At 40.6% G+C, this 14,320-nt stretch carries 10 protein-coding genes and 1 pseudogene; 10 read left to right on the top strand and 1 reads right to left on the bottom strand.

Annotated features, from left to right (window positions below; all coding sequences use genetic code 11):
• The first annotated feature begins 150 nt into the window (after nt 1-150).
• The 9 genes from gcvT to NDQ71_RS16495 all read left to right on the top strand — a co-directional run bounded on the left by gcvT (nt 151) and on the right by NDQ71_RS16495 (nt 12,408).
• Entirely contained in the window at nt 151-1,233 is a 1,083-nt protein-coding gene (gene gcvT / locus NDQ71_RS16455; RefSeq protein ID WP_064665695.1) for a glycine cleavage system aminomethyltransferase GcvT, read from the top strand.
• A gap of 55 nt (nt 1,234-1,288) precedes the next feature.
• Nucleotides 1,289-1,678 (top strand): glycine cleavage system protein GcvH, encoded by a 390-nt coding sequence (gcvH, locus tag NDQ71_RS16460; RefSeq protein WP_016708738.1) that lies wholly within the window; start codon nt 1,289-1,291, stop codon nt 1,676-1,678.
• 167 nt (nt 1,679-1,845) lie between these two features.
• Nucleotides 1,846-4,737, top strand: coding sequence for an aminomethyl-transferring glycine dehydrogenase (gcvP, locus tag NDQ71_RS16465; protein WP_301561865.1), 2,892 nt, complete (start codon nt 1,846-1,848; stop codon nt 4,735-4,737).
• A 240-nt stretch (nt 4,738-4,977) separates the two neighbouring features.
• The gene (locus NDQ71_RS16470; RefSeq protein ID WP_192542522.1) at nt 4,978-6,804 is read left to right on the top strand and encodes a diguanylate cyclase; all 1,827 of its coding nucleotides are present in this window, start codon (nt 4,978-4,980) and stop codon (nt 6,802-6,804) included.
• A gap of 515 nt (nt 6,805-7,319) precedes the next feature.
• A complete protein-coding gene (locus NDQ71_RS16475) occupies nt 7,320-8,237 on the top strand; it encodes a hypothetical protein (RefSeq protein ID WP_192542523.1) in 918 nt (305 codons plus the stop codon).
• Nucleotides 8,227-8,715, top strand: coding sequence for a hypothetical protein (locus NDQ71_RS16480; protein ID WP_192542524.1), 489 nt, complete (start codon nt 8,227-8,229; stop codon nt 8,713-8,715). The genes NDQ71_RS16475 and NDQ71_RS16480 overlap by 11 nt, the downstream gene beginning before the upstream one ends.
• Before the next feature lie 498 nt (nt 8,716-9,213).
• Nucleotides 9,214-10,431 carry an IS4 family transposase gene (locus tag NDQ71_RS16485; RefSeq protein ID WP_301562680.1) on the top strand — a complete coding sequence of 406 codons (1,218 nt, stop codon included), beginning with the start codon at nt 9,214-9,216 and terminating at the stop codon, nt 10,429-10,431.
• A 643-nt stretch (nt 10,432-11,074) separates the two neighbouring features.
• Nucleotides 11,075-11,986: a hypothetical protein gene (locus tag NDQ71_RS16490; RefSeq protein ID WP_192543198.1), complete on the top strand. Its 912-nt coding sequence runs from the start codon at nt 11,075-11,077 to the stop codon at nt 11,984-11,986.
• Entirely contained in the window at nt 11,983-12,408 is a 426-nt protein-coding gene (locus NDQ71_RS16495; protein WP_192543199.1) for a hypothetical protein, read from the top strand. The genes NDQ71_RS16490 and NDQ71_RS16495 overlap by 4 nt, the downstream gene beginning before the upstream one ends.
• Before the next feature lie 339 nt (nt 12,409-12,747).
• On the opposite strand, the gene NDQ71_RS16500 is transcribed toward NDQ71_RS16495, so the two are convergent.
• Nucleotides 12,748-13,965 carry an IS4 family transposase gene (locus NDQ71_RS16500; protein WP_301562681.1) on the bottom strand — a complete coding sequence of 406 codons (1,218 nt, stop codon included), beginning with the start codon at nt 13,963-13,965 and terminating at the stop codon, nt 12,748-12,750.
• Nucleotides 13,966-14,061: 96 nt separating this feature from the next.
• Between NDQ71_RS16500 and NDQ71_RS16505 the strand changes: the two are divergent.
• Nucleotides 14,062-14,301, top strand: a pseudogene (locus tag NDQ71_RS16505) (integrase core domain-containing protein); the annotation flags it as partial.
• Nucleotides 14,302-14,320: the final 19 nt, after the last annotated feature.

Genomic DNA, 14,320 nt, shown 5'->3' on the forward strand with positions numbered 1-14,320 from the left:
GCCAGTTTTTTTGTCGTTTATTTAAAACAACAAATCGCAATTTGGGTGTCAGTGCAGTACAACTTATGTATAATCGCCGCCCATGTTATTCCCCCTCATTAAATTGAGGCCACGCCCAAAATTGGGTTAATTATAAAGTGAAGGAATATTATGACTTCTAAAACAGTTTTACATGCAAAGCACCTAGAATCAAAGGCTAAAATGGTTGATTTTCATGGCTGGGAAATGCCAATTAACTATGGTTCGCAAATCGAAGAGCACAACGCTGTGCGTACCGATGCCGGCATGTTTGACGTTTCACACATGACGATTGTTGATGTCAAAGGCGAGCAAGCACAAGCATTCTTACGTAAATTAGTGGCTAACGATGTTGCTAAATTAACTGTCCCAGGTAAAGCGCTTTATACTGGCATGCTTAATGAGCAAGGCGGCGTAATTGACGACCTTATTATTTACTTCTTCTCAAACACTGATTACCGTTTAGTAGTTAACTCTGCAACGCGTGAAAAAGATTTAGCGCACATGGCTAAAGTTTCAGCTGATTTTGCCGTTGAAGTGACTGAGCGCCCAGAGTTTGCCATGATTGCAGTGCAAGGCCCTAATGCTAAAGCTAAAACCGCGACTATCTTAACAGCTGAACAACAAGCTGCTGTTGAAGGTATGAAGCCATTTTTTGGTGTGCAAGCGGGTGATTTATTTATTGCAACAACGGGCTATACTGGCGAAGACGGTTACGAAATTGTAGTACCGAATGAGCAAGCGGCTGATCTATGGCAACAACTGCTAGATGCAGGTGTAAAGCCTGCAGGTTTAGGTGCACGTGATACACTTCGTTTAGAAGCAGGTATGAACCTTTACGGCCTAGATATGGACGAAAGCGTTTCACCACTTGCTGCTAACATGGCGTGGACCATTGCATGGGAACCTGAAGATCGTGACTTTATTGGTCGTGACGTATTAATGCAGCAACGCGCTGATAAAAGCACTGATAAACTCGTTGGTTTAGTGCTTGAAGAAAAAGGCGTATTGCGTAGTGGTTCAAAAGTAATCGTTGAAGGTGGTGAAGGGGTTATTACCTCAGGTACTTTCTCACCTACACTTGGTTTTAGTGTTGCCCTTGCGCGTGTACCACGTTCAACAGGCGAGACAGCCCAAGTAGAAATGCGTAAAAAATTAGTTAACGTAAAAGTAGTTAAACCAAGCTTTGTACGTAACGGTAAGTCAGTACTTTAAAGTATTAATTATAAATTTGGTGTTATCACCCAATATAAACCAAAGGATGAATAAAATGAGCAATATCCCTAGCGAGTTAAAGTATGCCTCTTCACACGAGTGGGTTCGCGACGAAGGTGATGGTACTTTCACTGTAGGTATTTCTGAGCACGCACAAGAGCTGCTTGGTGACATGGTATTTGTTGAATTACCAGAAGTTGGCGACGAAGTAGACGCTGGCGAAGATTGTGCAGTTGCTGAGTCAGTAAAAGCAGCATCAGATATCTACGCGCCAATCAGCGGTGAAATCGTTGCAATTAACGAAGACCTTGAAGATGCACCAGAAACAGTAAACAACGACGCTTACGGCGACGGTTGGTTATTCCGCATTAAAGCATCTGACGAGTCTGAGCTTGAAAACTTGCTTGACGCTGAAGGTTATGCACATACGATCGACGAAGACTAATCATTAGTTTTACTCGATATTAAAAGCCCCACAAACTTGGGGCTTTTATGATTTTACTACTTACTTTTCCATACGTTGTAAGTTATTAAATCAAAAAGCTTTTAAGTTATTGCTGGTCACCCATTAGTAATAACCATTTATTTTTTGGATCATAGGAATCTGGACAAATGTCAAACGCCAAATCTCTTGAACAATTAGAGCAAACGCAAGATTTTATTCGCCGCCATATTGGGCCAAGCCCGGCACAAGTAAGCGATATGCTAAGTGCTCTTGGAGTATCGAGTGTTGAAGAGCTGATCGGTCAAACTGTACCTGCAAGCATCCGCTTAGAGCAAGGCCTAACAGTAGGCGAAAGCCGCACTGAAGTTGAAACACTAAGCTACTTAAAATCAGTAGCAAGCAAAAATAAAGTGTTCAAATCTTATATTGGCCAAGGCTACCACCCAACTCACGTACCACACGTAATTTTACGTAACGTACTTGAGAACCCAGGCTGGTACACAGCGTACACTCCATACCAACCAGAGATTGCGCAAGGACGTTTAGAGTCATTACTTAACTTCCAAACTATGACCTTAGACCTAACTGGTCTTGATTTAGCAAGTGCATCATTACTTGATGAATCTACCGCTGCAGCCGAGGCAATGGGTCTTGCAAAGCGTGTATCTAAAGCTAAAAAAGCCAATATCTTCTTTATCGCAGACGACGTACACACACAAACTATCGACGTAGTAGCAACGCGTGCCGATCAGTTTGGTTTTGAAGTTGTGGTAGGGCCTGCTGCTGATGCTGTAAATCACGAGATTTTTGGCGCGCTATTCCAATACCCGTCAACATCAGGTGAAGTAGTTGATATTACAGACTTAATCGCTGGCGTACAAAGCAAAAAAGCGATTGCCTGTGTTGCAGCCGACATCATGAGCTTATTACTATTAAAAGCACCAGGTAAACTTGGCGCAGACGTAGTACTTGGTTCAGCACAGCGTTTTGGTGTACCTATGGGTTACGGCGGTCCTCACGCTGCATTTTTCGCAACACGTGATGCATACAAACGTTCATTGCCAGGTCGTATCATCGGTGTATCAAAAGACCGTTTAGGTAACGACGCACTGCGTATGGCAATGCAAACGCGTGAGCAACACATTCGCCGCGACAAAGCCAACTCAAATATTTGTACAGCGCAAGTATTACTTGCCAATATGGCAGCGTTTTACGCGGTGTACCACGGCCCACAAGGCTTAAAAACAATCGCACAGCGCATTCATCGCTTTGCTGATATTTTAGCCGCAGGCCTACAAGCGAAAGGCGTGAACCTTAAGCACAATACATGGTTTGATACATTAACGGTTGTTAGTGATAACAAAGACGACGTAGTCGCACGTGCAATTGCAAACGGCGTTAACTTTGCAACTAACCATGCAGGCGAGTACTCAATCTCAGTATCTGAGACTACAACGCGCGCAGACGTAGCTGAGCTTTTCGACATCATCCTAGGCGAAGGCCATGGCTTAAGCGTTGACGCACTTGCCGCAGATATCGAAGCAAACGGCAGTGATTCAATCCCAGCAAGCTTAGAGCGTGATGACGAAGTGTTAACACACCCTAACTTCAATTCGTACCACAGCGAAACTGAAATGCTGCGTTATATCAAGCGTCTTGAAAACAAAGATTTAGCGCTTAATCATTCTATGATCTCGTTAGGTTCATGTACTATGAAACTAAACGCGACTGCTGAGATGATCCCAATCACGTGGCCTGAATTTGCAAACCTTCACCCATTCTGCCCGCTAGACCAAGCAGAAGGTTACCAAATAATGATTAACGAGCTACACGATTGGCTAGTTAACATTACCGGTTACGATGCGGTTTCATTGCAACCAAATTCAGGTGCACAAGGTGAATACGCAGGCCTTATCGCAATTCGTAAATACCACGAGTCACGAGGGGACGCGCACCGTAACGTATGTTTAATCCCAAGTTCTGCACACGGTACTAACCCAGCATCGGCACAAATGGCCAGCATGAAAATTGTGGTTGTTGATTGCGATAAAAACGGTAACGTTGATATGGCTGACCTTAAAGCGAAAGCAGAAGAAGTGTCAGAAAATCTATCGTGCATCATGATCACATACCCGTCTACGCACGGTGTATACGAAGAAACAATTCGTGAAATTTGTGACATTATTCATCAACACGGCGGCCAAGTTTACATGGACGGCGCGAACATGAATGCCCAAGTAGGTGTTACCAGCCCAGGCTCTATCGGTTCTGACGTATCGCACCTTAACTTACACAAAACCTTCTGTATCCCACACGGTGGCGGTGGCCCAGGTGTTGGCCCAATCGGAGTTAAATCACACCTTGCGCCATTTATGCCTAACCACAGCGTAATTAACGTGCCAGGTACTAACGAAGGTAATGGTGCGGTATCAGCAGCGCCATACGGCTCAGCAGCTATTTTACCTATCTCATGGGCTTACATCACCATGATGGGTAGCGAAGGCCTTAAACAAGCCACTGAAATGGCGATTGTGAATGCTAACTACTTAACTCACGAGTTAAGCCAGCACTACCCAATTTTATACCGTGGCCGCAACAACCGTGTTGCTCACGAATGTATTGTTGACTTACGCCCACTTAAAGAGCTTTCAGGCATCACTGAAATGGACGTAGCTAAGCGCTTACAAGATTACGGCTTCCATTCACCAACTATGTCGTTCCCAGTGGCTGGCACGTTGATGATTGAGCCAACTGAGTCTGAGTCTAAAGTTGAGATCGACCGTTTCATCGAAGCGATGGTGTCAATTAAAGGCGAAATCGACAAAGTGATCTCCGGCGAATGGTCTATCGAAAACAACCCGCTTGTGTTTGCACCGCACACACAAGGCGACGTACTTGGTAATGAGTGGGATCGTGCATACGACCGCTTCTACGCTGCGTTCCCAGTACCAGCTGTTGCAAAAAACAAATTCTGGCCTACAGTAACGCGTATCGATGACGTATACGGCGACCGTAATCTAGTGTGTTCATGCCCAGCGGTAGAGACTTATCGTGATTAATTTTGAAAATGATCAAAGTTGTTATAGTTTGGGAATGATAATTATAGATTGGGAAAGTTATTAAAGATTGGGAATTCTTTTCCCAAACTATAACTCTTGAAAAGGTGAGCGAATTAGCTCACCTTTTTTGTTTTCAGCTGTAGTTGTTATGTTGAAACAACTTTTGTGTTAATCTCAATTGAAGAATAATAACTAAATTTAAATTACGGAATAGTAGTTCCTGATGGAGTAACGGTTTAAATGTTAAGGGTTTTATGTTTTGTTCTTTTTTCTGCCAATTTAGCAGCCAGTGAAGTAAAAAGTGAAATAGATAAGGTTCTTTATGGTTATACAACTAGAGCTGAATCGAGGGCTATTTTAGAAAAATTAGAACAAGGAATACCATATAAAAATGTGCTTGATGATGCCCGAGTAATGACATTTAAGTGTTGGTTCTCTGATGTAGCTACACCGAACGGACTTATCACCTATAAACACTTTTTAAAACAAGCGAGCTCGATCATTCAAAAGTCGAGCGTTCAAGTTCTAAAACACGAGTTCATAGCATGTAAAGCCGCCCAAGAATACATTCAAGGCCATTACCAAGCAGCGACAACTCTTTTAAAGCCTATAACCAAAAACTCTGAACACGCTAAAAGCCCAAAAGAGCTAAACGTCATTGCTACAGCTAACATTATATTAAATCGCATTTACTTAGCTCAAGGAAGATATGAGGATGCATTCCATGCAGCGCAAAAAGCCTATCAGCTATTTGAAAAATCTGGAAATAGCTACGAACAAGCCCTTGCACTAAAAGAAATAGCAGATATTCATATAGCCCTTTTTAACTTTGATCTTGCAATTGAACAACTGCAACGCGCCGCAACTGAATTAACACAATTTAATGAACAAGAACATTATAAAGTAATCGATCAACTCGCTTTTGCCTATGAAAAAAGCGGAAATCGCCCTAAAGCTATAGAGTTGTATCAGTCAATTAAGAACGATGTAAGGTCTTACGAAAGCGATGACGGTTATGCTTACGTATTGATAAAGTTAGCTGAGCTGTACACCGAACAAAATCAACTCAATGCTGCAAAATCATATTTAACAGCTGTTGATAAACTAAAAATAGATAGTAGCTGGATCACAGTATTGCTAACCATGACACAAGCCCAGTGGCACTTAAAAAGTAATAACCTAAACGCAGCCCTCACTTTATTTAACAAGTTACAAACTGAGCAAAATTCATGGTCAGTCAGTTTTAAAGAAAGATACTTTAACTTTGCCTCATTACTAGCTGAAGTCACAAATGATTCCTCGTTACACATCGATGCTCAACAACAATTGATAACGATAATAAAACAAAAGCAAAAAGACATTGCTAATAATGCGCTTATATCAGCAAGACTAAACTTTGACCTAGAACAACAAAAACGAGAAATAACTCGGCTTGAACAAGCATCAGCTCTGCAAAAAGAGTTACTAACCGTAGCTGAAGGTAAGGCTTTTTGGCAGCGCTTAACACTCATTATTGCCAGCGTATGTTTAATCCTATTTGCCATTTACAGCTTTAAGCAAGCCCGTCAAAAAAAGCACTTTGAAGTACTCGCTTTAAAAGACGAACTTACAGGCATTGCTAATCGCAGGGCTATCATTAATTTGAAACGAAGTGTCATGCAAAAGAATTTACACAATAAGCGAGTAAGTTCATTGATTTCCATTGATATTGACCACTTTAAAGCTGTAAACGATCAATACGGCCATGATATTGGTGACGAGCTAATCATTTCTATCGTAAATTCGATCGTGAGTACAGTTCGCTGTTCAGATATGGTGGGACGAGTTGGTGGTGAAGAGTTTTTGATAGTCCTTGAAAACCAAACCCTTGAAAATGCAAAAGAGATAGCAGGGCGTATCAGGCATTCAATAGCAGAAAAACAACATACTTCCTTAGGCATTAATTCGACTGTAAGCATTGGTGTTATTGAAATAACACCACATGAGAATGCTGAGCAGGCAGCAAAGCGTGTTGATTTGAACTTATACAAAGCCAAGCAAAATGGCCGGAATAGTGTGGTGTTTTAGTTACTACAAAGCCTTTGAAGATTTTCAGAGGCTTGTGTCAGGCGAAAATGAAAAGCATAGGCAAAGGGTTTATGATAAAGCTTAAATATTCCCAAATTTTAATTATGACTAACAATAGGGACTTCACTTTTAACAAATAGATTCCCAATCTATAATTTAAAATTGGGTAAAGTAAAATGAGCATTTTGAGGTTACATTTTCCCAAACTTAAATAACTCTGATCACGTGATTAATTTTGAAAATTTCCAATTAACGATTGGGAATTATAAAATTTAAAAAGCCGTTGCAGCAATGTAGCGGCTTTTTTGTGCGTGGTGGTAAGCATAGAATAAACCCACCCACTGTATAGACAGATATGTATTTATAACTAATAGGTGGAACTAATTCCCGCTAGAGGGGAGCGTTAATTACTCTTTTGATAGGGATATATTAAATGTAGTTTCTGATTTGTTGACTAAGTTTTTTTTTTAGGTAAACTATTTTTACTTGAATATTCTTTCATGGAGGGATTAAATATGAATATTTTAAATAGAGATACTTTTAAGCAAAAACAGTTAAAAAATAAACTTGATTTATACTTGGACAAAGATAGTTTATTCAAAGCTATAGACAAGGATATTCAGTTATCTGGGGCTGGTATTGTGTATATAGATGAAAATTTCACTGTTGTTACTATACGAGAATTTCAGCCTATATGTCGTTTGACGCCCGTTAAAATTATATTAAGAGAACCTCCAAAACGTAGTTCTGCAAAAGAGTTTACTAATGAGCTTAAGCATAGCTCTGTAAATCCAAGAGAAAGTAGATTTGTATCCGAGGTTTCAGGTACCTTGCTTGCATGTGCTGGCGCTGTAATTTCTTGGGTTGCTTTTGTTGCGTCTGGCGTAGCTACCCCCATCTCATTTGGAACTAGTGCTGCTATTTCTGTTATTTCTTTCAGTGCGGCATCTGCAACGACATTACAATGCGGTAATGGCCTAATGAGGAGTGGCGCAGAAAAGTTTGCTCCAGAACTTAATGATTGGCTAGATTCTGAAGAATGGTACGTTAATACAACCCAAGCTTTGGATTATATATCTTTAGCTGGAGCAACAGCTGCAAGTGCTATTGCAGTTCGAACTTTAAAATTAGCACGCGCAAATGGTATAAGTTTCAAGCAGTTGTTATCAAATAAAAGTCGACAAGAGAGAGCCCGAATTACTCGTGAAATAATTCGTTTAAAAGTACCTGGTATTTCTAATAAAATGTTAAAGCAAATGGTTAGAAATAATAGTTTTCCTAAGAGGTTTAAAAATATACAAATAAATAATGAGTTACGAACACGTTTACGTGATTCTGTTGCTGCTGCTTTAGCATTTACTGGAAGCGCATATAATGGAGAAATCAAAGGTATAGCTATTGGCGTTTTTGAGAGCCTAGATAGTGAAGGTTGAAGATTTATCTGTAAGTGATTCAATTCCGAAACTGAAGTACAGTTTAGCTTGTGCTGTAGCGGTTGTATCAAGTGTTATCAGCTATTCATCATTAGCATTTACAATATTAATCATGCTTTGGCCATACAATACTGTGAATGAATTAGGGCCTAGAGTTATCGTTTTTTTTATTGGCATATGTATATTTATTGCTCTTGGCGCGCTTATATCAGCAGGTAGGTATTGGGTGATTAAAGTTTATAATTTAGTGGCCGGATGCGCTATATTTGTGTCCCTAATTTATGTTTTAGGTTTTATCTTTAAACGTGAAGGTGAGCTTTCATTTAATGGTGTAGGGCTTTCTGTCGTATTTATCGTGCTTAACTCTGTGTTGATGCTCTTTTTTAAAAGTAAGCATTTAAAGGTGAGTGTTAATGTAATTAAAAGGCTCAAAAGGCGTCAGAAAAAGCAAATGGAATACCTAAAAAGTCAGCTCTAAACTTTAGTACATAAATAAATGAAAGTAACAATAATAAGTACTTGTAACGTAGGCGGCGAACGCGGCTTAGTTTGTTCATGCTCAGCGGTAGATACATATCGCGATTAATAATTTTATCAATTTCTAATTAAAGATTGGGAATTGATAAAATTATTAAAGCCGTTGCAGCAATGCAGCGGCTTTTTTGTGCGTGGTGATTAACCGTAAATTATTTGAACGTAGGCTGGGTTGAGTGAAACCAAACCCAACGATTCTCCAACATCATTACCATCTCCCAAGCACGTAAATATGTATTGTTTGTAGGAGATGGCTTCAGCCACGAATGATTTAACACCAGTGGTAAGTTAACCACCGTAGGCGCTGAGCTTGCTGGCGCGTGTGGTTTGTAGGTTGGGCTTTAGCCTAAAGTATCCCCAAAATTAGCCTTTATATATCAATGAACTAATAGTGTTAAAAAATATGGGTAGTGAGGGAACATTCATGGTGTTTTGTGATCTTATGAATCGCTTAAAAACAACAGAACTAAACACCATGAATGCGTCTACTATTTTGCACAATATGCTCCGCGCTGTCACCCCTAACTCTATTCATAAAGCCAGATTTAATACTCTAGTCGCTGCCGTTAAATCTCTTTTGCACTGTCAGCAATGCACCTTGACATCTATTGGTCGCAATTTGGATTCAAAAACAACTGAAAAACATGATATTAAGCGTATTGATCGACTACTCAATAACCACGAGCTTTTGCGTGAATCGACATCGGTTTATGTTCGCTTAAGCCGTTTTGTGGTCACTGAAAAGCATCCCGTCATATTGGTTGATTGGAGTCATGCAGATACACAAACCAAATACTGTATTCTGCGTGCTAGCATTGTCAGTGAAGGTCGCTCTTTGACCTTATACCAGGAAAGTGCATTCAGCTTTCAATATCATTGCCCAAAAGTACAAAAACGGTTCTTAAAGATGCTCAAACTGATCTTGCCGAGTGATTGCCGCCCCGTCATTGTGACGGATGCGGGCTTTAAAGTTCCCTGGCTCAAAGCCGTGCGGAACAATAGCTGGCATTATATCAGCCGGGTTCGAGGTACGGCACACTTGAAAACGCAGGACAGCGATGAGTTTATTCCATGCCAGTCACTATTCAAGAACAATCAACGTAAGAGCCGGTATCTTGGCGCGACCGAGCTGACCAAAAGTGCAAAATATCAAACGCATGCAGTGTTGGTTGGCAAGGGACATAAGTTATTAAAAAGAGATAAAGAACGCGGTTATAAAGAGCCTTGGCTACTCGTTTCTTCACTTCCAAAAAGGCACCATTTTCTCGAAAAAGTGCTCAAGCTATATGGTATGAGAATGCAGATAGAGGCAGGGTTTCGAGATCAAAAAAGTGTTAGATTCGGCTTAGGCTCAGATCTGCACAGAACGAACAAACTCAATCGATTAGACATACTTTTACTGCTCGCAACTCTGGTTCATTGGTTCTCAATGATGCTGGGTGCAGTGATAGACAAAACAGGAAAGACAGGCGCTTTTCAAGCTAATTCAACCAAAAAAAGACGAGTAGTGTCATGGGCATTTGTTGGGCTGCGATACTTCAAAAAACAGTCCATAAAACTGCGACGGCGAGATTATTTGGCAGGGCTAGCCTATTTCGTACAGGTGGTAGTGAAACTCGATTGGAAAAATATGGATGTGAGTGATGTAATTGAAACTTAATGATTATTTCTGGGGATCCCTTAGGGCTTTAGCCCAAAAAGTTGTATCACCTTGGCTGATGGTTTTTACTGCTAACTCTTGTCGGGATAAATCCGCGACCTACATTAGAAACCTTGTTCAAGGTTTTATCGCGCTGGCGACAGCAGCCAAAGAGGGGCTGCCGCTGACCCCTCTCTGGACTCTCCCAGCGCCACCCGAGCATCACGCGTAATCCTTCAAATAATTAATTGATGTGAACGTAAACGCCATGAAAGCACATCCATGTGCAAGCATGGCTTTCATTTCATCCATGAAATGCATTACTCATCAATTGCTTATTTTCAGGGCGTGATGACGGGGGAAGGTGTTAAACGTGAGATTGGTGTTTGGTCTTGGCAAGATGCAAGACCTGACCCTCTGTATTTTTTTGACCCTCTGTATTTTTTAGCTGTGAGAGTTCTAGGTATACATTTGAAAAATGCAATTGACTAAGATTAAATGAAAAAGTTAATATGGGTACAATGAAATGGAATGATGTGAATCTTTATTTTTCAAGTCTTAAGGTTTTAGTTTAAAATTTGTACTTTCACATAAAAGCTCAAGTATATTAATGGCTTATCTACGATTAAAATTAATATGCAACTGATATTTATAAAGGATTATTATGATTAACTTATCCCTCAGTAGTTCTGTTGGAGAAAAAGGGTATAACTCTTCTAACGATGTCTATTTAGTCAAAGCATTGCTAAATTCATATGCCCGAAAAGCAAATATAGGCGTACTTTCAATGAGTAGTAAGGTTGATCCTGCTACATTATCATTAATTGAAGTTTTCCAGAGGCAAGTTGTCCGCATGGGAAAGCCTGATCGACTAGTGTCTTCAGGTGGGGGGACATTTAAGAAGCTCGTAGAGCATTTGACGCTAGGTTTCATAAAAAAATCAATAACTGCTCCTTCAAAGGGCCTATTGACATGGGAAGCTGAAGGACAAGAAGGTGGAATTTATCATAGTAGAGTATTACATGTTCCAAGTTCTAGCTCAGGTTTAACGCTTGGGCGAGGGTATGACATGCGAGATAAATCATCTAGCTTTATATCTGCGCAACTTGTAAAAGCTGGACTGAATTTGGTTGATGCTAACCGTTTAGCTGCTGGAGCAAGGCTGAAAGGAAGAGCAGCAGAAAGTTTCATGATACAGAATGATCTTCTCGACTTTGAAATTAATCCTCAAGTCCAGCTTGCTCTATTTCGGGTTGCATATGCAGAGAAAGAGCAAGTAGTTCTCCGTATATGTAAAAAAGCAGACACTGTTGCAGCCTATGGAGCTGTTGATTGGAGCGTATTACCTAGCTCGTTGTTAGAGCTTTTTATCGATCTAACTTATAGAGGTGATTACTCAGGGTCAACGCGAAAATTCTTGCAAAGGCCTCTAGCACAAGGAAACGTCCAAGCATTGAAAGTTTTATTTAGTGACCGTTCTAAATGGAGTTCCGTACCTTACCAGAGATTTGCATTAAGAAGCAAATACGCAAATACCATACCTGTAAACAAGCCAAAAGCGGGAGTTTCCCCATGAAGTTATTGATTAATTACAAAGCAATTATAACGGTATTAGCTATGTTTAGTTGCTCTGCTTGTTCTCAACAACCATTGCAAGAGACTACAAAAAGCATACAGCCTATTGAGGAAGTTCAAGGGACTATCGGCAGTGAGCCAGTGACTTATTTGCGTTATAACACTGAGATAGAACCCTGCATTACCATAAAGTTGAATGATCTTGGAGAATTAAAGCAGCTTTGCAGTTTTACTGATCAACAAGGTAACATAACCGATGTGAGAACAGATGTTGCTGGGGTAGATTACTTATTGCCAGTTTTTACAGAGCATGGCCTTACTGTGACTCTGGACTTATTTAGTTATTACTTAGATTGCCAGATTACACTAAGTAATAAGATCATAGAAGATCCTGTATGTCAGTTTCGAGATATGGAGGACTAGGCTTTTATTACCGTCTCCAGGGCTTTGTGTAGTAGATAACTTTAGCCACGAATGGTTTAACACAAGTGACAGAGTTAACCACCGTAGGCGCTGAGCTTGCTGGCGCGTGTGATTTGTAGGTTGGGCTTTAGCCCAAAAAGTTGTATCACCTTGGCTGATGGTTTTTACTGCTAACTTGTATCGGGATAAATCCGCGACCTACATTAGAAACCTTATTCAAGGTTTAGCTTGCTGGCGGCAACCAAGGGGCGATCGGTTTTCAAATTGATTCTGCTGCAAGCAATTCATCCCTGACGCTGGGTTCCTGTCAGCATCCTAAGGGATCCCCAGAAATAATCATTAAGTTTCAATTACATCACTCACATCCATATTTTTCCAATCGAGTTGCACTACCACCTGTACGAAATAGGCTAGTCCTGCCAAATAATCTCGCCGTCGCAGTTTAATGGACTGTTTTTTGAAGTATCGCAGCCCAACAAATGCCCATGACACTACTCGTCTTTTTTTGGTTGAATTAGCTTGAAAAGCGCCTGTCTTTCCTGCTTTGTCTATCACTGCCCCCAGCATCATTGAGAACCAATGAGCCAGTGTGGCAAGCAGCAACAGTATGTCTAATCGATAGAGTTTGTTTGTCCTGTGCAGATCTGAGCCTAAGCCGAACCTAACACTTTTTTGATCTCGAAATCCTGCTTCTATCTGCATTCTCATACCATATAATTTGAGTACTTTTTCGAGAAAGTGGTGCCTCTTTGGAAGAGAAGAAACGAGTAGCCAAGGCTCCTTATAACCACGTTTTTTATCTCTTTTTAATAACTTATGTCCCTTGCCAACCAGCACTGCATGAGTTTGATATTTTGCACTTTTGGTCAACTCGGTCGCGCCAAGATACTGGCTCTTACGTTGATTGCTCTTGAATAGTGACTGGCATGGAACAAACTCATCGCTGCCCTGCGTTTTCAAATGTGCCGTACCTCGAACACGGCTAATATAATGCCAGCCATTGTTTCGCACGGCTTTGAGCCAAGGAACTTTAAAGCCCGCATCCGTCACAATTACGGGCCGGCAGTCACCCGGCAAAATCAGTTTGAGCATCTTTAAGAACCGTTTTTGAACTTTTGGGCAATGATACTGAAAACTGAATGCACTTTCCTGATACAGGGTCAAAGAACGACCTTCACTGGCAATGCTGGCACGCAGAATACAGTATTTGGTTTGTGTATCTGCATGACTCCAATCAACCAAAATGACGGGATGCTTTTCAGTGACCACAAAACGGCTTAAGCGAACATAAACCGATGTCGACTCACGCAAAAGCTCGTGGTTACTGAGTAGTCGATCAATACGTTTAATATCATGTTTTTCAGTTGTTTTTGAATTCAAGTTGCGGCCGATAGAAGTCAAGGTACATTGCTGACAGTGCAATAGAGATTTAACGGCAGCGACTAAAGTATTAAATCTGGCTTTATGAATAGAGTTAGGGGTGACAGCGCGGAGCATATTGTGCAAAATAGTAGACGCATTCATGGTGTTTAGTTCTGTTGTTTTTAAGCGATTCATAAGATCACAAAACACCATGAATGTTCCCTCACTACCCATATTTTTTAACACTATTAGTTCATTGATATATAAAGGCTAATTTTGGGGATACTTTAGGGCAGTGTGGGTGACTCTTATGACAATGCATTGGCTGAAACAATAAATGGATTATTTAAAACAGAGATTATTCGCAGAAATGGCCCGTGGAAGAATGTTGATGCTGTTGAATACGCAACGTTAGAGTGGGTCAATTGGTTTAATAATCAACGCTTATTATCTTCAATTGGGTATATTTCACCAGCTCAATATGAAACAGACTACTATGATAATTTAAACGAGTCAGGTAAAGTGGCCTGACTTAAACAAACTGGTCTCC

Origin of the sequence: Pseudoalteromonas sp. KG3, from assembly GCF_030436385.1 — a bacterium.
GTDB lineage: Bacteria > Pseudomonadota > Gammaproteobacteria > Enterobacterales > Alteromonadaceae > Pseudoalteromonas > Pseudoalteromonas prydzensis.